Here is a 20,467-nt window from a genome sequence, read left to right on the forward strand (position 1 = left end):
AGGAATTACCATGTCCGACGCATTGACCACAGGCGCCAACGAGATCGCCGGCCACGAATACCTGGCGTTCAAGCTGGGTACCGAAGAATACGGTATCGACATTTTGAAGGTGCAGGAAATCCGTGGCTACGAGGCGGTCACCCGCATCGCCAACGCGCCCGAGTTCATCAAGGGCGTGATCAACCTGCGCGGCATCATCATCCCGGTGGTGGACATGCGCATCAAGTTCAACCTGGGCGAGCCGATCTACGACCAGTTCACCGTGGTGATCATCTTGAACATCAACGGCCGCATCGTCGGCATGGTGGTCGATTCGGTGTCCGACGTGACCACGCTGACGCCGGAGCAGGTCAAGCCGGCGCCCGAGATGGGCACGGCGTTCAGCTCCGACTACATGATCGGTCTCGGCACCATCGACGAGCGCATGCTGATTTTGGTAAATATCGACAAATTGATGTTAAGCCCCGACATGGGCTTGATGGAACAAGTGGCGGCCTAAACCCAGCCCCAAAGCGGTACGCGTCCCTGCCCGCGGCGCTCCCCACAGAGGGCGCGCCAGAAGAATATCTATCACCACCGCGTGGACGTCTCCGGTGGCGTAAAACAATGCAGCACACGGGGGAACAGAGATGAATTTACGCGATGTAACAATCGGTACGCGCCTGCGTATCGGCTTTGGGGCCATTCTGGCCATTCTGGTGGCCATGGTCTTGCTGACCAACTACCTGAACTACAACAACAGCAAACGCCTGGAAGACGGCCTGACCGTCGCCAGCGCCAAGAGCCTGCAAGCGAGCACCATGAAAAGTGCGATGCTCGAGACCGGCATTGCCATGCGCAATATCGGCCTGCAATCGGACGTCAGCCTGATGCAGAAGGAAGAGCAAAAGGTCAAGGACCAGCGCGCGCTGTACGAAAAAGCACTGAACGACCTCAAAGCGCTGGGCTTGTCCAGCGAGGAGCAGGGCGTGCTGGCCGAGATCAGCAAGCTCGACGGCCAAACCGACAGCGCCTTCAAGGAAGCGCTGGCGCAAATCCTGGCATTCAACACCGAAGGCGCGGCCAAGATTCTGTCGGGCCGGATCGACCCGCTGAACCAGCAGACGCTGGCCCAGATCAACAAGCTGGTCAACCTGCAACTGGCCAGCTCGAACGACGTGATCGGCAGCTCGGAAGGCGCCGTGCGCTCGCTGATGTACCTGCTGTTCGGCCTTGGCGCCGTGGCCGTCGCCCTGGGCGTGGTGTGCGCGGTGGTGATCACCCGATCGATCACGGTGCCGCTGGCCGGCGCGGTGGTGGTGGCGCAGCGTGTCGCTTCCGGCGAACTGAGCTCGGAAGTGGTGGTCGTGGGCCGCGACGAAACCAGCGAACTGCTGCAGGCACTGCACGACATGAACCACAGCCTGGCCACCACGGTGGGCGAGGTGCGCGCCGGTTCCGAACTGATTACGACTGCCGCGCATGAAATTGCCGCCGGCAATGCCGACCTGTCGGCCCGTACCGAGACGCAAGCGAGCTCGCTCGAAGAAACCGCGTCGTCGATGGAAGAGCTGACTTCGACCGTCAAGCAGAACGCCGACAACGCGCGCCAGGCCAACCAGCTGGCGGTCTCGGCGTCGTCGGTGGCGGAGAAGGGCGGCAACGTGGTCTCGCAAGTGGTCTCCACCATGGGCTCGATCAAGGAAAGCTCGAGCCGCATCGTGGACATCATCGGCGTAATTGACGGCATCGCCTTCCAGACCAATATCCTGGCGTTGAACGCCGCGGTGGAAGCAGCCCGTGCAGGCGAGCAGGGCCGCGGCTTTGCGGTGGTGGCGTCCGAAGTGCGGAACCTGGCGCAGCGCTCCGCTGGCGCCGCGCGCGAGATCAAGGAACTGATCAGCGATTCGGTGGACAAGGTCGACGCGGGCAGCCGCCTCGTCGATGAAGCCGGCCAGACCATGGATCTGGTGGTGACGTCGATCCGGCAGGTGGCCGACATCATGGGCGAGATCACCGCTGCCACCCAGGAACAAAGCAACGGCATCGAGGAAGTCAACCAGGCCATCACCCAGATGGACGAGATGACCCAGCAAAATGCCGCGCTGGTGGAAGAAGCGGCCGCTGCCGCCGAGAGCATGCAGGAGCAGGCCGAGATCCTGGCGCGCGCCGTCAGCATCTTCAAGCTCGCTGATAATGGTGGCCGCCGCGCCGCCTACGCGCCGGCTGCCGCACCGCGCGCCGCCCCGGTTACCGCTGCCAGCAAGCCTGCTGCCAAACCGGCAGCACGCCTGGCTAACGCTGCTGCCACCAAGCCGTCCGCCAGGCCTGCGGCGCAGGAAGCGGCCCCCAAGGCAGCACCAAAAAGCACACCGAAACCCATCGCCAAGCCCCAGGCTGACGAGTGGGAAGAGTTTTAAAGTCAGCATCAACGCAACATCAAGGACACACCATGCCGCACAGTAGAGACACCGTTAAAGAGTTCGATTTCAATGCCCGGGACTTCGAGCGTGTGCGCGGCCTCATTTATAAACGCGCCGGTATTTCGCTGGCCGACAGCAAGCAGGAAATGGTGTACAGCCGCCTGGCCCGCCGTTTGCGCGCCACCGGCATCGCCTCGTTCGCCAAGTACCTGGACGACCTCGAAGCGGGCCGCCTGGGCGAAGAGTGGGAAGCGTTCACCAATGCGCTCACCACCAACCTGACGTCGTTCTTCCGCGAGGCGCACCACTTCCCGCTGCTGGCCGACCACATCAAGGGCAAGCGTGAAACGCTCAACATCTGGTGCTCGGCCGCGTCCACCGGCGAGGAGCCGTATTCGATCGCCATGACCGTGTGCGAAGCGTTCAATACGCTTACGCCCAACTGCCACATCATCGCCACCGACATCGATACCAATGTACTGGCCCACGCCGCCAACGGCGTGTACACGATGGACCGGCTCGACAAGATGAGCCCGGAACGCAGCCGGCGCTTTTTCTTGAAGGGCAAGGGCGAGCGCGAAGGCCAGGCCCGCGTGCGCCAGGAATTGCGCAACATGATCACCTTCAAGCCTTTGAACCTGCTGGCCGACAGCTGGCCGGTGAACGGCCAGTTCGACGTGATCTTTTGCCGCAACGTGATGATTTATTTTGACAAGGACACCCAGCGCAAGATCCTCTCGCGCTTCGTGCCCTTGATGAAGCCCGATGCGCTGCTGTTCGCGGGCCATTCCGAGAATTTCCTGTACGTCTCCGATGCGCTCAAGCTGCGCGGCAAGACGGTGTACGAGCTCGACGACAAACACCGGACCGCCGCCAAGGCGCCGGCCCGTACCTAGAGAGCTGCCATGGACCTCGAACAATTTGCCACGAATCTGTACTACGACCGCACCTTCGACTGCGAAGCGGCCAAGATCCTGCCGGGCGAATACTATTTCACCAACAAGGACATGCTGATCGTGACCGTGCTGGGCTCGTGCGTGTCGGCCTGCATCCGCGACCGTACCACCGGACTGGGCGGCATGAACCACTTCATGCTGCCTGACGGCGGCGGCGACGGCAGCCCGGTATCGGCCTCGGCGCGCTACGGCACGTACGCGATGGAAATCCTGATCAACGATTTGCTCAAGGCCGGCGCCAAGCGCGAAAACCTGGAAGCGAAAGTGTTCGGCGGCGGCGCCGTGTTGAAAGGCTTTACGGCCATCAACGTCGGCGAGCGCAATGCGGCGTTCGTGCTCAATTTCCTCAAGACCGAGCGCATCCGCGTGGTGGCCGAAGATCTGAACGACATCCACCCGCGCAAGGTGTACTTCTTCCCGCGCACCGGCAAGGTGCTGGTGAAAAAACTGATGCAAACCCATAACGATACGCTGGTCAAGCGCGAAGTGGAATACGCGAGCCGCCTGAAGAAAGCGCCAGTGGGTGGCGAAATCGATTTGTTTTAATGTGTAGAAGGCAACCGTATGAAGATCAAAGTTCTCATCGTCGATGACTCCGCGCTGATCCGCAGTGTCATGAGCGAGATCATCAATAGTCAACCCGACATGGAGGTGGTGGCGACGGCACCCGATCCGCTGGTCGCACGCGAATTGATCAAGCAACACAACCCGGACGTGCTCACACTCGACGTCGAGATGCCGAAAATGGACGGCCTCGACTTCCTCGAAAAACTGATGCGCCTGCGGCCGATGCCGGTCGTGATGGTATCGTCGCTGACCGAGCGCGGCTCCGAGATCACCATGCGCGCGCTGGAACTGGGCGCAGTCGATTTCGTCACCAAGCCGAAAATCTCGATCCAGGCCGGCATGCGCGAATACACGGACCTCATCTCCGACAAGATCCGTGCTGCCGCCAAGGCCCGCGTGCGCGCCCGTACACTGCCGGCTGCCGGCGCCTCAGCGCAAGGCAGCACGCCGTTGTCGGCACTGCGCAACCCGCTGTTGTCGTCGGAAAAGCTGATCATCGTCGGCGCTTCCACCGGCGGCACCGAGGCGATCCGCGAATTTTTGATGCAGATGCCGTCGGACTGCCCCGGCATCCTGATCACCCAGCACATGCCCGAAGGCTTTACCCGCTCGTTTGCCAAGCGGCTCGACTCGCTGTGCAAGATTTCGGTGCAGGAAGCGCAGGGCAACGAACGCGTGCTGCCCGGCCACGCCTACATTGCGCCTGGACACTCGCACCTGTACCTGACCCGCAGCGGCGCCAACTACATGACCAAGATCGACCAGGCCGAGCCGGTCAATCGCCACCGGCCGTCGGTGGACGTCTTGTTCCGCTCGGCAGCGCAGGCGGCCGGCAAGAACGCGGTGGGCGTGATCCTGACCGGCATGGGCAAGGATGGCGCGGCCGGCATGCTGGAGATGAAGAATGCCGGAGCGTATAATTTCGCCCAGGACGAGGCCAGTTGCGTGGTGTTCGGCATGCCGCGCGAAGCGATTGCGATCGGCGCGGCGCACGAGGTAGGCGCCCTGACGGCGCTGCCCGGCATGGTACTCGGTTACCTGGCGCAGCATGGCATGCGCGCATTGCGGGTGTAAAAGGCGTAATTGTGGTTGCAGTGACGTTTTACTGCGACTTTGTTCGCCTTGGAGCAACGAAAATGCTATCCTACAACTTGCTTGGAGTTTGTAGGCAATATTAACAACCGCGTAAAGAAACAACGGAGTAATTCATGGCTGATCCAAAGATGAAATTTTTAGTTGTTGACGATTTTTCGACGATGCGTCGCATCGTCCGAAATCTGTTAAAAGAACTGGGTTATGCCAATGTCGATGAGGCGGAAGACGGCGTCATGGCGCTGGCCAAGCTGCGCGCCGAGTCGTTCGACTTCGTCGTCTCGGACTGGAACATGCCAAACATGGACGGCCTGACGATGTTGCAAAACATCCGTGCCGACCCCGCACTGGCCAAGCTGCCGGTACTGATGGTGACCGCCGAAGCCAAGAAGGAAAACATCATCGCTGCCGCGCAAGCTGGCGCCAATGGTTACGTGGTCAAGCCGTTCACCGCCGCCACCCTGGACGAAAAGCTGAACAAGATTTTCGAAAAGCTGGGCGCGTAATACCTTGGTAGTCGGGCCCGGCCCGGCTACGCCCGACAGCCTGCCCACGGACGGCCATGCACCACACTCATTTCCTGGTTCGCGAGCCGTTGCTCGACCCGCAGCAGCGGGTGGTCGGGTATGAGTTGACCTGGCAGCAGCCTGTGCAGGCCAGTGGCGCTTCTGCTGCGCCTGTCGTTGCCCTCGAGTCCCTGCTGAACTTTGTCGCCAGCCACGTGATCGGTGGCGAAGACGGCGAGACCTGGCTCCTGCTCGATAAAACCCTGTTTCTTGAAGCCGTGCCCGAGATGCTGTCGGCCGATGCCTTGCACCGCATGCCGCCAGCGCGCACGGTGCTCTCCTTGCCCGCCGCCACGCTGGCCAATCCCGATACCTTGCAAGCGGTACACGCGCTGCGCGCCGGTGGCGTGGGCATCTTGCTGCGCAACTTTGCCCGCGCCCCGGCCGGCCTGCGCCTGGCCTCGCTGGCGTCGTTCGTGGAAGTGCGCTTCAGTGGCGCCGACGTGGCCACCCAGGCGCGCGCGTATGCCGCGCTCAAGCAGTCGGGACTGACCATGGTGGCGCGCCCCGTGAGCAACTGGGCCGACTTCGACGCCTGCGCCGCACTGGGCCTGAACGCCTTCGTCGGCAAGCTGCACCTGACACCGCGGCCGGGCAACACCGCGCGCGGCATCAACCCGGCCCAGGCCATCATCCTGCAGCTGATGCAAATGGTCAAAGAAAACGCCGACCTGGCCCAGATCGAAGCCGTGCTCAAGCGCGATCCCACGCTGTCGTACAAGCTGCTGCGATTTATCAATTCGGCCGGCTTCGGCGCCGGGCGCGAGGTGCAGTCGATGCGCCAGGCATTGACCTTGCTCGGCTACGCGCCGCTGCACCGCTGGTTGACGTTATTGCTGGCAACGGCCAGCACCACCGGCTACTCGCCGGTGCTGCTGGAAACCGCCGTGGTGCGCGGCCGCCTGGCCGAACTGCTGGCGCGCGACACGCTGGGCAAGAGCGAGGCCGAACATGTGTTCGTGGCAGGCATGTTCTCCCTGCTGGACCGCTTGCTGGGGATGACGATGGCCGAAGTGCTGGAGACCATCCAGCTGCCCGAGGGCGTGGTGGAAGCGCTGCTGACCCGCAGCGGGCGCTACGGGCCGTACCTGGCGCTGGCCGAGGCGTGCGAACTCAATTCGGACCTGGTGGCAGCGCTGGCGATTGCGCTCAAGCTGCACCCGGAGGAAATCAACCAGGCCCATTTGCAGGCGCTGGCGTGGGCGCAGCAGATGGCGGTCTGAGACCGCCATCTGCAGGATTAAATTTCCAGGTTGTCGATCAGGCGGGTAGTGCCGAGCTTGGCAGCAGCCAGCACCACCAGCGGCGCGCCTTGCGCCAGGTCGCCGGCCGACGGCGGCTGCAAATCGATACGCTTGCGGATCGATACATAATCGGGCTGCCAGCCACGCTGCGCCAGGTTTTCCATCGCCTTGTGCTCGACCTGGAACACGTCCAGGTGGCCGGCGCGAATTTCTTCGGCCACGAAGTTCAGCGTCTGGTACAGCGCCGGCGCCTCGGCCCGCTCGCTTTCCGACAAATACATATTGCGCGACGATAGCGCCAGGCCGTCTTCGGCGCGATAGGTTTCGGCGCCGATGATCTCGGTCGGCAGCGCGAACTGGCGGCTCATGTTACGCACCATCATCAGCTGCTGGTAATCCTTCTTGCCGAACACGGCTACCTTAGGCTGCACGCACGAGAACAGTTTCAGCACGATGGTGGTGACGCCGGTGAAGAAGCCCGGACGGAACTCGCCTTCGAGCGTGTTGCCCAGGTCGGCCGGGGGATTGACGCGGAATTCCTGCGGCTCCGGGTACAAATCCTTTTCGGTTGGCGCGAACAGCACGTACACGCCTTCCTTCTCGAGTTTTTCCACGTCGGCCTGGAAGGTGCGCGGGTACTTGTCGAAGTCTTCGTTGGGGCCGAACTGCAGGCGGTTGACGAAGATGGACGCGACCACCGGATCGCCATGCTTGCGCGCCAGGCGCATCAGCGACAGGTGGCCCTCGTGCAGATTGCCCATGGTGGGAACAAAGGCGGTACGCAGTTGACCGCTGAGCTGGTCGCGCAATTCTTCAATGGTGGTGATGATTTTCATGGGTCATTTCGGTAAACAATTCAGGCTGGCGCATATGCCAGCCGGACATAGATCGGTGCGAACGGTTCGGCCTGGGTGATCTCGATCAGCGTCTCCTTGGCCAGCTCGAGCAGGGCGACAAAGTTGACCACCACGACCGGCACGCCGCCGGCCACGTCGAACAGGTCCGCGAACTCGACAAAGCGCGTCGATTGCAGCCGGCGCAGGATGCCGGTCATGTGCTCGCGCACCGACAGTTCCTCGCGGCTGATCTTGTGGTGTTGCGTGAGCCGCGCGCGCTTCATCACGTCGAGCCAGGCCTGCTGCAAGTCGACCGCTGCCACGTCGGGCAGCACCGTTACCAGGCTTTGCTCGATGTGGATCTGGGTGCGCACGAAGTCACGGTCGAGCTGCGGCAGCGTGTTGAGGTCGTAGGCGGCCAGCTTGATCTGCTCGTAGTCGAGCAGGCGCCGCACCAGTTCAGCGCGCGGATCGTCCGCTTCGATGTCGAGGTCGGTCTGTCGCTGCGGCAGCAACATGCGCGACTTGATTTCGATGAGCATGGCCGCCATCAGCAGGTATTCGGCCGCCAGTTCCAGGTTGGACTTGCGGATCTGGTCCACGTACTTCAGGTATTGCAGCGTGAGCTGCGCCATCGGTATGTCGAGGATATTGAAATTCTGCTTGCGGATCAGGTACAGCAGCAAGTCCAGCGGGCCTTCGAATGCATCGAGAAATACTTCCAGCGCATCGGGCGGAATGTACAGGTCATTGGGCAGCTTGAGCAGCGGTTCGCCGTACAGGCGCGCGAAACCGGACACGTCGGCCGTCAGGGCCGTTGTGCCTGCCTCAGCCGCCGTTGCCGGTGCTGATTCCGCTGCTGATTCTGGCAACATGCCTGCCGCCTTGAAGCGATCAGAGCTTGTTCTGGTAGACGTAGGCTTGCTGCTTGACGGCCGACTTCAGCTGGCGCTCCTGCTCGTCGAGCGAGATCGGCGGACGGTCCCACAGCAGGGCGCGGCCCTGTTGCTGACCAGCTTCGATCGCCGGATTCTTCGCTTTCAACTCTTTGATGAACAGCGTGTGGTCGGATTCGTACATCGAATGTTGTTTAGAGAGTTTCATATCGTCCGTATGAGTGGATTAGCAATGGCTATTTTACCGCGCCGCCGCGCCTCGGGGCGAATTTGATTATCGGCTGCGATTCGGGCGGGACCTCAATGCAAAAAGCCGCACCGGTTGCGCGGGGCGGCTTTTCACTCACGGCACGAATACATCGGCCGGGATCAGCGGACGACCGGACGTGCGTTAGGACGGTAGCAATCGGCTTTTGCAAGGCGGTTGTCGTGCTTGCCGGCGTGGGCAGCGGTTTGTGCTGGCGGCGTGGCAACGGCAGCGTCAACGCAGTTCACATCCTTGGTGTACTGGGCGCTGGCCATTTTGGCGTCCTGGCGGGTCTGGTAGCGTTGTTGCGGATCGGTCTGGGTGGCAGCGTGGCTCGGCAGGGTCGGGTGCAGTTCACCGGTGGTGGACGCAGCTTGCAGCGACGTGGTGCTGATCGGCGCGGCTTCCTGCGGGCTCAACTGGTTCGGCGTCAGCGCCGAATTTTGCGCAAAAACGCTGGCGCTCATGCACAGGGTGGCGATCAGGGCGGTCACTTTGGCGGTAGTCTTGGTGTTCATGTCAGCTCCTCTTGTTGCATTGAATGAGGCTTGATTATTTCATTCGACAGCAAGTTCAGCCGTAGGACACACGCTCATGCCCGCGTCGGACGGCAGGGCGCCGGGTTGCCATCCTGGTCCCATCTTAGCGTGATACCGCCCTATCGCGCTTGCTGGCGCGATAGGGGCGGTCGAGGATGACCTCAGCAACCCGGGCTCAGGGGCAGATACCTACCTTGTAATAGCCCTCGGCTGTCTGCGCCAGCGTGCTGCGGAAGAACAGGCTCGACAGTCCCATCAGGTCGTTCGAACCATTGGCATAGGCCAGGCCGAACTTGGTGGTGGCGCGGCCTGCCTGGACATGGGCGTAGTTGCTGGCGGTGACCGTGGTGCAGGTCCAGCCGCCGTTGCCGGCGCTGGTGGTGACCGTCAACGGCGCCGACTGCGCGCTCTCGCCGGTATTGCCTACCGACGTCGCCGTGATCGTGTAGCTGGTGTTGGCAGTGAGGGCGCCGACGGTGTAACTGGTGCCGGCGACCGGCGACGACGTCACGCGCGAGCCGTTGACGTACACGTTGTAGCCGGTGGCGGCGCCGGCGGCGTTCCAGGTCAGCGCCACGGTGGTGTCGGTGACGGCGCCGGCGGTGATGCCGGTGGGAGGCGTCAACGCCGGCTCGCTGCCGACCGAAAACTGCGCGATATTGCAGGCAGCCGAGGTGCGGTTGGCAGTGTCGGTGGCGGTCACGGTGCCGCTGTAGTTGCCGGCGGCCAGGTTGTAGGTCTTGTTGAAGTTGGCGCCGCTGCCGGCAGTGTTGTCGTTGACGGCGGTGGGCCCGTTCAGCACCACCGTGTAGTTGCTGACGTTGCCGGTGGCCGCGCCGCTGACGCTGGCGCTGGTAGCGCTGATGGCGGCAGCCGAGCACGCTGTCATTTCCGGCCCGGTACTTTCACCCACGCGCAGGTTGTTCTTGTACCAGAAATCCATCACGAACGCCGGGTAGTTGACCTTGGTGTTGTCCACGAAGTTGACGTTCTGGCCGCCTTTGCCGGCCGGCCACGAGTGGCCCATGCCGGCCACCGTGATTTCGTGGGTGCGCACCTTGCCGTTGCTGTCGCGGTAGGGAATGTTGGTGCCGCCACCAGCAACGGTTTCCGCTGGCGCGGGCGTAAACGAGCCGCCATAGATCTTGCGCATCGCTTCCGTGGCAAGCGGGCCGTAGGCCTGGCCGACCGTGTAGTCGAACGTGCCCCAGATGGCGCCGGCGATCTGCGTGCTGAACTTGCTGGCGGCGCTGCCGGCCATCGCCTTGCAGCGCGATGCCGCGGTATCGGACGTATAGCCGCTGGGCACGCTGCCGATCTGCAGCGTGGTGGTGCCAGGAGTGGGGCCAGCGTTGATGCCTACGCCGGCAAACACGTCCGGCGCCAGGCAGCCCATCACCATGGTCTGGCCGCCACCCGACGACAGGCCGGTCACGTACACCTGGTTCGGATCGATCGCGTATTGTGGATCTTTCACGAAGCGGTCCACCAGGTCGAGCAGTACCTTGTCGTGGCCGCCGCTAGTCCGGCTGTGGCTGGTATTTGCATAGTCCCAGCAATGGTTGTAGTACACATTGCCGGTGGCGTTCGGCGCCAGGATCACGGCGCCATACTGGTCGCCCATGGTGGCCCAGTTGTAGCCGCCGTCGTTGCCGTTGACGACGTCGCCGGCAGCGGTCTGTTTGCAGCCGTGCAGGACCAGCACCAGCGCGCGCTTGCCGCCGATCTTGGGTTCGCTGGCTGGCCAGTAGAAAAAGCCTGTGAGATTGCCGCCGTTGACGGTGTCGGCTGCCCAGGTTTGTTGCGCGCTCCACTTGCCGGGACCCGGTGTTGCGCTCCACGAGGGCCAGGCCCAGCATAGAAGGATACAGACGAGTGCGTGCCACAGCGTGCGCTGGAGGTGGTGAGTCATGATGGTCTCCGTTATAAAAAGAATGGTGTGCTAACTCAGCCAAAAGATGAATGGCTGAGGAAATATTAGTCCACGAAAATTTTCATACAAGCTCCCCCGTAGTTCTACTGTTGCGTGCGCGATTGGCGCAGCTCAACAAAATGCTGTAAAGGAGAAATTGAAAGCGAGCCTTATGGCATAAGGCGGCCTGAGCAGTTGGCGCATCGGTGGGACCATCATGCGGCGCCGGATCGGTCTGGTTGGGACAGACATGTTGGTTATGCTGCTGAGTGCGCTTGGATCGCAAGTCGGCATCTCAATTTCGGGTTTGGCTCTACCTTTGGAGTGGAGTCGCCGAGCAGTATTTCACAACCTTTTTTGGAAATCAGTAGGAGGGTTACTCGTCCGCGAGTGGGAACGGTTCCTACCCGATTACTAGCCAGTGCTACCACGCGAGCGCGCGGCGCATCACCAGTGGCGGTGGTTCGAGCGGATTGGCGTGCGAGTATTCGAGCTCCTCGGCCAGCGCGAATTCGTACGACGCATAAAAATCCACGAGCTTGCGCTGGTCGGCGCGCACGGCCAGGCGCACTTCGTCCACGCCGCAGGCCAGGCCATGGTGGATCACCGCTTCAAGCAGGTGCTGCGACAGATTGTGACCGCGCCATGCCGGCAGCACGCCCATGCGGCACACCTCCCAGGTGCGGCTGCCGCCATCGAGCGGCAGCCAGCGCACGGAGCCTACCGGTTCATCATCGACCAATAAAACAAAACCGCCGCCATCGCGCAGGTGGTCTGCAACGATGACGGCGGTTTCGCGGTGGCCGCTGGAAGTGACACTGACCTTGCCGGCCCACGCCGCGCGCGTAAGCGCGGCGATGAGCTGACTGTCTTCGTGGGTCGCTTCGCGGACGACAATTTTCATTTTAACGAATGCGCATGCCGGGTTCTGCGCCTGGCCATGGGTTCAAAATATAGATGCCCGGGTTGGCTTTTTCGTCCTTGGCCGATCCTGCCAGCACCATGCCTTCCGAGACGCCGAACTTCATCTTGCGTGGCGCCAGGTTGGCCACCATGACGGTCAGCTTGCCCACCAGGTCTTCCGGCTGGTACATCGATTTGATGCCCGAGAAGACGTTGCGCAGGCGGCCTTCGCCCACGTCGAGCGTGAGGCGCAGCAGCTTGTCGGAACCGTCCACGTGTTCGCAGTTGACGATCTTTGCCACGCGCAGGTCGATCTTGACGAAATCGTCGATCGAGATCTGCGGCGCCAGTTCTTCCACGCCTTCAGGCATCGGCGCCACCGGCGCGGCCACGGCAGGCGCGGCCTGCCTGGCGGGCTTGGCCGGCTTTTCAGCCGGAGCAGCTGCGGCTTGCTGATTTGGCGCGTCGAACAGGTCCTCGATCATCTTGGCGTCCACGCGCGTCATCAGGTGCGTGTAGGCGCCGATGGTGCGACCGAGCAGCGCTTGCGAGACAGCGCCGCTGGCGACATCGGTATCGGCCCACACCAGCTGGCCGTCGTTCAGGAACTTGGCCACGTTGGCGGCCACCCCAGGCAGCACTGGCGACAGCAGGATGGTCAGCTGGCGGAACAGGATCAGCGCCGCCGTGCACACGTCGTGCAATTCGGCCAGTTTGGCGTCGTCCTTGGCCAGGATCCACGGCTTGTTTTCGTCGACGTACTGGTTGGTGATGTCGGCGATTTCCATGATTTCGCGCAGCGCCTTGCCGTACTCGCGGGCGTCGAAGTTGGCGGCGATATTGGCCTGGCGCTCCACGCCATCGGGCGTGACCAGCGCACGCTTGATCCACTCCTGTGCACCGGGCGACAGCGTGTCGGCCAGCTTGCCGTCGAATTTTTTGGCGATGAAACCGGCGCAGCGGCTGGCGATGTTGACGAACTTGCCGATCAAATCGCTGTTCACACGGGCGACGAAATCGTCACCGGTGAAGTCCAGGTCTTCGACCTTGGAGTTGAGCTTGAAGGCGATGTAGTAGCGCAGCCATTCCGGGTTCATGCCCAGGTTCAGGTAGCGCAGCGGCGAGATGCCGGTGCCGCGCGACTTCGACATTTTCTCGTTGTTGACGGTCAGGTGGCCGTGCACATTGACCTTGAGCTTGTCGATCACCGGGTGGCCGGCGAACTTCAGCATCGCGGGCCAGAACAGCAGGTGGAACGACACGATGTCCTTGCCGATGAAGTGAATCTGCTCGGTGGCCGGATCGTTGAGCAGCTCGTTGAAGTCGATGCCCTGCTTGTCGCAGTAGTTTTTCAGGCTGGCCAGGTAGCCGACCGGCGCGTCGAGCCAGACGTAGAAAAATTTACCGGGTGCGTCGGGGATCGGGATGCCGAAGTAAGGCGCATCGCGCGAGATGTCCCAGTCGGCCAGCTTTTCGCCGGACTCGCCCAGCCATTCGCTGACCTTGTTGACCATCTCGGGCTGCAAACGGCCCGGCGTGTTGAGCCAGTCCTTGAGGAACTGGTAGCAGCGCGGGTCGGACAGCTTGAAGAAGTACTGTTCCGAGTCTTTCAGTACCGGGGTGGCGTTGGTAAACACCGAGAACGGATTGATCAGTTCGGTAGGCTGGTAAGCCGCGCCGCACACTTCGCAGTTGTCGCCGTATTGATCCTTGGCGTGGCAGGTCGGGCACTCGCCCTTGATGTTGCGGTCGGCCAGGAACATGCCTTTGACCGGGTCGTAGAAGCGCGGCACGATCTTGGTCTGGATCAGGCCAGCTTCGCGCAGCTTGCGGTAGATGCCTTGCGACAGTTCGACGTTTTCCGGCGAATCGGTCGAGTACCAGTTATCGAAAGCGATATGGAAGCCGTCGAGGTACTGGGCGCGGCCGGCAGCGATCTTGGCCACGAATTCCTGCGGCGTGATGCCTTCCTTTTCGGCGGCGATCATGATCGGCGTGCCGTGCGTATCGTCGGCGCCCACGAAGTGGACCACGCGCGCGGTGCTGTTTTCACCTTCGCCGTCGCGCTGCATTCGCTGGAACCGTACCCAGATGTCGGCCTGGATGTACTCCATCATGTGGCCAATATGGAAAGCGGCGTTTGCGTAGGGCAGGGCAGTGGTGACGAACAGCTTGCGGGTCATGGTTGATGCACTTTGTGGGTGGAAAAGAAGCATTTTAACAGCGGTTCGGGTTGGCGGTCATCCCGCCGGACGGCCGGCCGAGGATTTTTGCCGCGATGCGCTAGAATGGGCGCATATTTTACGGAGAGCCCAATGAGCATCACAGTAGACGCAGTCAAAGCCGCCCTGTCGCAAGTTATTGACCCAAATACAACGAAAGATTTCGTCAGCGGCAAGGCCGTGAAAAATCTCAAAGTTGACAATGGCGACATTTCGCTCGACATCGAGCTCGGCTACCCCGCCAAAAGCCAGGTCGACAGCATCCGCCGCAACGTTATCGCCGCCTTGAAGGCCCTGCCTGGCGCCGGCAATATCAGCGTCGGTGTGAGCTCGAAGATCATTCCCCACAGCGTGCAGCGCGGCTTGAAGCTCATGCCCAATGTGAAGAACATCATTGCCGTCGCATCGGGCAAGGGCGGCGTCGGTAAATCGACCACCGCCGTCAACCTGGCGCTGGCGCTGGCTGCCGAAGGCGCGTCGGTCGGTCTGCTCGACGCCGATATTTATGGCCCGTCGCAGCCGATGATGCTGGGCGTGTCCGGCCGTCCGCAAACGGTCGATGGCAAGTCGATGGAGCCGATGGAAAACCACGGCGTGCAAGTGTCGTCGATCGGTTTCCTGATCGACCCGGACGAGCCGATGGTCTGGCGCGGCCCGATGGTCACGCAAGCGTTGCAGCAACTGCTGGAACAAACCAACTGGCGCGACCTCGACTACCTGATCGTCGATATGCCGCCAGGTACCGGCGACATCCAGTTGACGCTGTCGCAAAAAGTGCCTGTCACCGGCGCCGTCATCGTCACCACGCCGCAGGACATCGCGCTGCTCGACGCCCGCAAGGGCCTGAAAATGTTCGAGAAGGTCGGCATTCCGATCCTGGGCATCGTGGAAAACATGAGCACCCATATCTGCTCGAACTGCGGCCACGCGGAAGAAATTTTCGGCGCCGGCGGCGGCGCAAAGATGTGCAAGGATTTCAACGTGGACTTCCTCGGCGCGCTGCCGCTGACCATGTCGATCCGCGAGCAGGCCGATTCCGGCAAGCCGACCGTGGTGGCCGATCCCGATGGCCCGGTCGCGGCGATCTATAAAGACATCGCCCGCAAGATCGCGGTGCAGGTGGCGGAAAAGGCCAAGGATATGACCAGCAAGTTCCCGAGTATCGTTATCAAGAACGACTGATGATGCAGTGGCTGGCGGCGCCGCTCCGCCAGCCTTCAGCGGGATTTACCACGGCCATGCCACGCGGTTGCCCAACCCCTGCGCAACCGCCGCACTATATAGATACTCCCCCAGCACCAGGTCCTGCAACGCCAGCCCTGTCATGTCGAACACCGTGACGTCGTTCTCCGCGCGCGTGAATGCGCCGCCGGTCAATACGTCCCCCAGCTCCACGCATTCGGTATCCGCCGCCCACTGCATCTCGCCCAGCGCCAGCGCCTGTGTACGATCATCGGCCACCACGCGCGACCGTTCCAGCAAGCCCTCGGGCAGTTCGCGCTTGCCGCGCGTATCGGCGCCTACGCAGGTGAAATGCGTGCCCGGCCGCACTGCATCAATATTAAATAGCGCACCGCCGCCCGGCGTGGCCGTGATGACGACGTCGCTGTTGGCCACCGCTATATTTGCGTCCGGCGCGTGGCGTATGCTGCACATGTCGGACACGCTGCCCATGTTGCTCACGCTGGACACGTCGCCAACGCCGCGCATGTTGCGCTGGTCGGCCAGGGCAGCCTCGAACCGCGCATCCGGCTTGCCATCGCGCGACACGTAACGCACCGACGCCAGCGCGGGCAGGGCGCGCATGGCAGCTGCCACTTGGGCGCGGGCCTGCACGCCAGTGCCGAACACGGTCAGGCGGGTGCTGTCGGCGCGCGCCAGCAGCAGCGTTCCCAGTTCGCCGGCGGCGGCCGTGCGCGCGGTGGTGATGGCGTTGCCGTCCATCAGGCACAGCGGCCGGCCGGTGGCGGGATCGAGCAGCATGACCGTGGCCTGGTGCGGTTCGCCACCGTGCAGCCGGTTGGCGGGCCAGAAGCCGGCCGCCTTGAAGCCCAGCAGGCGGCGCGCCGCCACGTCGCCGGACTTGATGCCGAATACACCATCCGCCAGTTGTTCCCGCACCACCGGAAACACGCGTCCTTCGCGCCGGCTGTGCAGGGTAAAGGCGTCGCGCACCGCGTGCAGGGCGAGATCGGCGGTGAGCAGGGCGGCGATGGCGTCGCGGTCGAGCAGCAGCAATTGGGCGGTGTCGCGCATGATGGTTCCTGGTTGTCAATAGTGTTTGGCATTTTATCTAAAAATGGATAAACTGTCTTAAAAATCGACGAGGAGTGTACATGGAACTGAATCTGGAAACCCCGGCGCTGCTGCTGGACGAAGCGCGCATGCAGAACAATATGGCGCGCATGCAGGAGCGCATGAATCTTCTTGGCGTGGCATTCCGCCCGCATGTCAAAACCAGCAAGTGCCTGGAAGTAGCCAGGCGCCAGCTGGCGCTTGGTGCGCGCGGCATCACGGTGTCCACCTTGAAAGAGGCCGAGCAGTTTTTCGCGGCGGGTGTGGACGACATCCTGTACGCGGTGGCCATCGTGCCGAACAAGCTCGATCACGCACTGCGGCTGGTGCGCGCCGGGCTGCGCCTGACGTTGCTGGTGGAATCAAGCGCCATGGCTGCCGAGGTGGCGCGCCACGGCCTGGAGCATGGCGTGTGTTACGACGTGCTGATCGAAGTCGATACCGACGGCCACCGCTCCGGCATCGCTCCTGCCGACCCGCTGTTGCTGGACGTGGCAGCCGCCCTGACCGGCGGCGCGCGCTTCAAGGGCGTGATGACCCACGCCGGCAGCTCCTACGATCTGCGCACCCCCGAGGCGCTGGCCGCCATGGCCGAGCAGGAGCGCAGCCGCTGCGTCGATGCGGCCGAACGGCTGCGCGCGGCCGGCCATGTGTGCGAAGTGGTCAGCGTTGGCTCCACGCCCACCGCGCTGTCGGCCCGTCACCTCGATGGCGTGACCGAGGTGAGGGCGGGTGTGTACGTGTTCTTCGACCTGGTGATGGCTGGCGTGGGCGTGTGCGAAACCGGTGACATCGCCTTGTCCGTGCTGTGCACGGTGATCGGCCACCGCCCGCTTGAGGGCTGGATCATTACCGACGCCGGCTGGATGGCCATGAGCCGCGACCGCGGCACCCAAAAGCAGGCGCGCGATTATGGTTACGGCATGGTGTGCGATGCCGACGGCAACGCCATCGCCGAACTGGCATTCAGCCAGGCCAACCAGGAGCACGGCGTGTTGCAATGGACCGGTGACATCGTCGATCTGGCGGCGCGGTACCCGGTGGGCAGCAGCCTGCGTATCGTGCCCAATCACGCCTGCGCCACCGGCGCCCAGCACCCCTTCTATTATGTATTGCCGCAGGAGGGCGGTGTGCCGCGCAAATGGGAGCGTTTCAGCGGCTGGTGACGGAACGGCGTATCAAGGCTGTAAAATAGCGGTCTTTCTACCTCAGCTTTATTGATCCCGATGACCAACGCACCAGCCAAACCAGTCCGTACCCGTTTCGCCCCCAGCCCGACCGGCTATCTCCATCTGGGCGGCGCCCGCACGGCGCTGTACTCGTGGGCCTTCGCCCGCCACTTCGGCGGCACCTTTGTGCTGCGTATCGAAGACACCGACCTGGAGCGCTCCACGCCGGCAGCGGTGCAAGCCATCATCGAAGGCATGGAGTGGCTGGGCCTGGCCCACGACGAAGGCCCGTTCTACCAGATGCAGCGCATGGACCGCTACCGCGAAGTGCTGGCGCAGATGCTGGAAGCCGGCACCGCCTACCAGTGCTATTCGTCGCCCGAAGAAGTAGAAGCGATGCGCGAGCGCATGCGCGCCGCCGGTGAAAAGCCGCGCTACGACGGCACCTGGCGCCCGGAGCCGGGCAAGACCCTGCCGGCCATTCCCGAAGGCCGCAAGCCGGTGCTGCGCTTCAAGAACCCGCTCGATGGCGAAGTGACCTGGAACGATTTCGTCAAAGGCTCGATCACCATCGGTAATAAAGAGCTGGACGACCTGGTGATTGCCCGCCCGGACGGTACGCCGACGTACAACTTCTGCGTGGCCATCGACGACCTCGACATGGAAATCAGCCACGTGCTGCGCGGCGACGACCATGTCAACAACACGCCGCGCCAGATCAACATCCTGCGCGCCATCGGCGCACCGCTGCCGGAGTACGGCCACCTGCCGATGATCCTCGGTTCGGATGGCGCCAAGATGTCCAAGCGCAAGGACGCCGTCAACGTGATGGACTACCCGGCGCAAGGCTATCTGCCGGAAGCGATCCTGAACTACCTGGCGCGCCTGGGCTGGAGCCACGGCGACGAGGAAGTGTTCTCGATGGCGCAGATGATCGAATGGTTCGACGGTAGCCACCTGTCCAATTCGGCCGCACAGTTCAACATCGAAAAGCTGAACTGGCTGAACAACCACTATATCAAGCAGGCCGACAACGAACGCCTGGCTGCGCTGGCCAAACCGCGCATGCTGGACAACGGCGCCGAGTTCGACGGGGCGCCGGCGCTGGCGGTGGTGCTGGGCCTGATGAAGGAACGCACCAACACCGTCAACGAACTGGCCGACGCGTCGATGCTGTTCTTCCGCACGCCGCAGCCCGACGCTGCGCTGCTGACCCAGCACGTGACCGATGCCGTGAAGCCGGCGCTGGCGCAGTTTGCCGAGCGTTGCCAGACGGTGGAGTGGAACAAGGCCGCGCTGGCCGCCATGATCAAGGAAGTGCTGGCCGCGAACGGTTTGAAGATGCCGCAAATGGCCATGCCGCTGCGCCTGTTCCTGACCGGCCAGTTGCAGACGCCGGCGATCGACGCGGTGCTGGAAATCTTCGGTCGCGAGACCGTTGTGGCGCGCGTGGCGAAGTTCCTTTAATTATTAGTTGATTGCAGGGGCAAAGTTGCAAAAGGGTATTTGCATAATACGGAGCCTCTGCTATACTCTTGTCTCTCGCGCAAACGGGGGTATAGCTCAGCTGGGAGAGCGCTTGCATGGCATGCAAGAGGTCAGCGGTTCGATCCCGCTTACCTCCACCAGGTTTGCAGAGATGATGTAGTAAAGCAGTACCGTAGTGCCAAGGTCCCCATCGTCTAGAGGCCTAGGACATCACCCTTTCACGGTGAGTACGGGGGTTCGAATCCCCCTGGGGACGCCAGTTTCGCCAAAGCTGGTAGCAGTAAGTTGTAAATTGTTTTTGCGCCCGGGGGGTATAGCTCAGCTGGGAGAGCGCTTGCATGGCATGCAAGAGGTCAGCGGTTCGATCCCGCTTACCTCCACCAACAGCGCAGAGACAAAACGATGTAAATGGTTTTGCCGTAGTGCCAAGGTCCCCATCGTCTAGAGGCCTAGGACATCACCCTTTCACGGTGAGTACGGGGGTTCGAATCCCCCTGGGGACGCCAGCTTGTTTATGCTGGCAGTAGTAAAGAAGTAGATGTACGACAGAAGACTTTCTGCGCCCGGGGGGTATAGCTCAGCTGGGAGAGCGCTTGCATGGCATGCAAGAGGTCAGCGGTTCGATCCCGCTTACCTCCACCACTGCGTAGAGAGCACAGACACTGTCCCCATCGTCTAGAGGCCTAGGACATCACCCTTTCACGGTGAGTACGGGGGTTCGAATCCCCCTGGGGACGCCAGGTAGCAGTACAGCAAAGCCGCTCATTGAGCGGCTTTTTGCTATGCGTGTTATTTTGGTGAAAACAAAAAAAATCCTGTGAAAACAACGGTTTTGGTTGCGTTGATGGCGGTACACTGCTATGATTCGCGCCTTGGAAATGTCCCCATCGTCTAGAGGCCTAGGACATCACCCTTTCACGGTGAGTACGGGGGTTCGAATCCCCCTGGGGACGCCAGATATTTCCAAATATGTAGTGCAAGGCCAGTACGGACAGATTTCTGTCCCCATCGTCTAGAGGCCTAGGACATCACCCTTTCACGGTGAGTACGGGGGTTCGAATCCCCCTGGGGACGCCAGACAGCAACAAGAAAAAGCCGCCTCGTGCGGCTTTTTTTCATTCCGCCTTTTTATC

18 protein-coding genes and 8 tRNA genes are annotated in these 20,467 nt (G+C 62.2%); 18 read left to right on the plus strand and 8 right to left on the minus strand.

The genetic code is table 11. The annotated features are described in order from the left end of the window. Window positions 1–10: 10 nt before the first annotated feature. The 7 genes from ASF04_RS16550 to ASF04_RS16580 all read left to right on the plus strand — a co-directional run bounded on the left by ASF04_RS16550 (window position 11) and on the right by ASF04_RS16580 (window position 6,806). A complete protein-coding gene (locus tag ASF04_RS16550; RefSeq protein ID WP_019920223.1) occupies window positions 11–499 on the plus strand; it encodes a chemotaxis protein CheW in 489 nt (162 codons plus the stop codon). A gap of 130 nt (window positions 500–629) precedes the next feature. Next, window positions 630–2,399, plus strand: a complete 1,770-nt coding sequence (locus ASF04_RS16555) for a methyl-accepting chemotaxis protein (RefSeq protein WP_056143908.1) — start codon at window positions 630–632, stop codon at window positions 2,397–2,399. Window positions 2,400–2,431: 32 nt separating this feature from the next. Beyond that, window positions 2,432–3,298 (plus strand): CheR family methyltransferase, encoded by an 867-nt coding sequence (locus tag ASF04_RS16560; RefSeq protein ID WP_056143911.1) that lies wholly within the window; start codon window positions 2,432–2,434, stop codon window positions 3,296–3,298. Between the two features lie 9 nt (window positions 3,299–3,307). Beyond that, window positions 3,308–3,904 (plus strand): chemoreceptor glutamine deamidase CheD, encoded by a 597-nt coding sequence (cheD, locus tag ASF04_RS16565; RefSeq protein WP_056143913.1) that lies wholly within the window; start codon window positions 3,308–3,310, stop codon window positions 3,902–3,904. 18 nt (window positions 3,905–3,922) lie between these two features. Then, the gene (locus ASF04_RS16570; RefSeq protein WP_056143915.1) at window positions 3,923–4,999 is read left to right on the plus strand and encodes a chemotaxis response regulator protein-glutamate methylesterase; all 1,077 of its coding nucleotides are present in this window, start codon (window positions 3,923–3,925) and stop codon (window positions 4,997–4,999) included. A 134-nt stretch (window positions 5,000–5,133) separates the two neighbouring features. After that, entirely contained in the window at window positions 5,134–5,523 is a 390-nt protein-coding gene (cheY, locus tag ASF04_RS16575) for a chemotaxis response regulator CheY (RefSeq protein WP_008450066.1), read from the plus strand. Window positions 5,524–5,579: 56 nt separating this feature from the next. After that, the gene (locus ASF04_RS16580) at window positions 5,580–6,806 is read left to right on the plus strand and encodes an EAL and HDOD domain-containing protein (protein WP_056143918.1); all 1,227 of its coding nucleotides are present in this window, start codon (window positions 5,580–5,582) and stop codon (window positions 6,804–6,806) included. Between the two features lie 17 nt (window positions 6,807–6,823). On the opposite strand, the gene panC is transcribed toward ASF04_RS16580, so the two are convergent. From panC to metG, 7 genes are all read right to left on the minus strand, one after another. Continuing rightward, on the minus strand, window positions 6,824–7,663 hold the full coding sequence (gene panC / locus ASF04_RS16585; protein WP_056143921.1) for a pantoate--beta-alanine ligase: 840 nt from the start codon (window positions 7,661–7,663) through the stop codon (window positions 6,824–6,826). 20 nt (window positions 7,664–7,683) lie between these two features. Next, window positions 7,684–8,538, minus strand: coding sequence for a ScpA family protein (locus ASF04_RS16590; protein ID WP_056143924.1), 855 nt, complete (start codon window positions 8,536–8,538; stop codon window positions 7,684–7,686). Window positions 8,539–8,557: 19 nt separating this feature from the next. Next, on the minus strand, window positions 8,558–8,767 hold the full coding sequence (locus tag ASF04_RS16595; RefSeq protein ID WP_026636982.1) for a DUF3460 family protein: 210 nt from the start codon (window positions 8,765–8,767) through the stop codon (window positions 8,558–8,560). Between the two features lie 161 nt (window positions 8,768–8,928). Continuing rightward, window positions 8,929–9,324, minus strand: coding sequence for a hypothetical protein (locus tag ASF04_RS16600; RefSeq protein WP_056143927.1), 396 nt, complete (start codon window positions 9,322–9,324; stop codon window positions 8,929–8,931). A gap of 196 nt (window positions 9,325–9,520) precedes the next feature. Then, window positions 9,521–11,257 carry a PHB depolymerase family esterase gene (locus ASF04_RS16605; RefSeq protein WP_056143930.1) on the minus strand — a complete coding sequence of 579 codons (1,737 nt, stop codon included), beginning with the start codon at window positions 11,255–11,257 and terminating at the stop codon, window positions 9,521–9,523. A gap of 424 nt (window positions 11,258–11,681) precedes the next feature. After that, window positions 11,682–12,161 (minus strand): GNAT family N-acetyltransferase, encoded by a 480-nt coding sequence (locus ASF04_RS16610; RefSeq protein WP_056143932.1) that lies wholly within the window; start codon window positions 12,159–12,161, stop codon window positions 11,682–11,684. Between the two features lies 1 nt (window position 12,162). Further along, window positions 12,163–14,343 (minus strand): methionine--tRNA ligase, encoded by a 2,181-nt coding sequence (gene metG / locus ASF04_RS16615; protein WP_056143934.1) that lies wholly within the window; start codon window positions 14,341–14,343, stop codon window positions 12,163–12,165. A gap of 132 nt (window positions 14,344–14,475) precedes the next feature. Here metG and apbC point away from each other — a divergent pair, with 132 nt between their 5' ends. Next, window positions 14,476–15,564 carry an iron-sulfur cluster carrier protein ApbC gene (gene apbC, locus ASF04_RS16620; RefSeq protein WP_056143937.1) on the plus strand — a complete coding sequence of 363 codons (1,089 nt, stop codon included), beginning with the start codon at window positions 14,476–14,478 and terminating at the stop codon, window positions 15,562–15,564. A gap of 45 nt (window positions 15,565–15,609) precedes the next feature. On the opposite strand, the gene ASF04_RS16625 is transcribed toward apbC, so the two are convergent. Further along, on the minus strand, window positions 15,610–16,638 hold the full coding sequence (locus tag ASF04_RS16625) for an ornithine cyclodeaminase family protein (protein ID WP_056143941.1): 1,029 nt from the start codon (window positions 16,636–16,638) through the stop codon (window positions 15,610–15,612). Window positions 16,639–16,718: 80 nt separating this feature from the next. Here ASF04_RS16625 and ASF04_RS16630 point away from each other — a divergent pair, with 80 nt between their 5' ends. The 10 genes from ASF04_RS16630 to ASF04_RS16675 all read left to right on the plus strand — a co-directional run bounded on the left by ASF04_RS16630 (window position 16,719) and on the right by ASF04_RS16675 (window position 20,411). Then, window positions 16,719–17,843 carry an alanine racemase gene (locus ASF04_RS16630; protein WP_056143944.1) on the plus strand — a complete coding sequence of 375 codons (1,125 nt, stop codon included), beginning with the start codon at window positions 16,719–16,721 and terminating at the stop codon, window positions 17,841–17,843. Window positions 17,844–17,903: 60 nt separating this feature from the next. After that, the gene (gene gltX, locus ASF04_RS16635) at window positions 17,904–19,313 is read left to right on the plus strand and encodes a glutamate--tRNA ligase (RefSeq protein WP_056143947.1); all 1,410 of its coding nucleotides are present in this window, start codon (window positions 17,904–17,906) and stop codon (window positions 19,311–19,313) included. A gap of 85 nt (window positions 19,314–19,398) precedes the next feature. Continuing rightward, window positions 19,399–19,474: transfer RNA gene (locus ASF04_RS16640), tRNA-Ala, on the plus strand. A 43-nt stretch (window positions 19,475–19,517) separates the two neighbouring features. After that, a tRNA-Glu gene (locus tag ASF04_RS16645) sits at window positions 19,518–19,593 on the plus strand. A 48-nt stretch (window positions 19,594–19,641) separates the two neighbouring features. Beyond that, window positions 19,642–19,717: transfer RNA gene (locus ASF04_RS16650), tRNA-Ala, on the plus strand. 47 nt (window positions 19,718–19,764) lie between these two features. Continuing rightward, a tRNA-Glu gene (locus tag ASF04_RS16655) sits at window positions 19,765–19,840 on the plus strand. A 60-nt stretch (window positions 19,841–19,900) separates the two neighbouring features. After that, window positions 19,901–19,976: transfer RNA gene (locus ASF04_RS16660), tRNA-Ala, on the plus strand. Between the two features lie 22 nt (window positions 19,977–19,998). Then, window positions 19,999–20,074: transfer RNA gene (locus ASF04_RS16665), tRNA-Glu, on the plus strand. A gap of 140 nt (window positions 20,075–20,214) precedes the next feature. Next, window positions 20,215–20,290, plus strand: a tRNA-Glu gene (locus ASF04_RS16670). 45 nt (window positions 20,291–20,335) lie between these two features. Beyond that, window positions 20,336–20,411, plus strand: a tRNA-Glu gene (locus tag ASF04_RS16675). Window positions 20,412–20,467 lie beyond the last annotated feature (56 nt).

Origin of the sequence: Duganella sp. Leaf61 (assembly GCF_001421905.1) — a bacterium.
Lineage (GTDB): Bacteria > Pseudomonadota > Gammaproteobacteria > Burkholderiales > Burkholderiaceae_D > Rugamonas > Rugamonas zoogloeoides.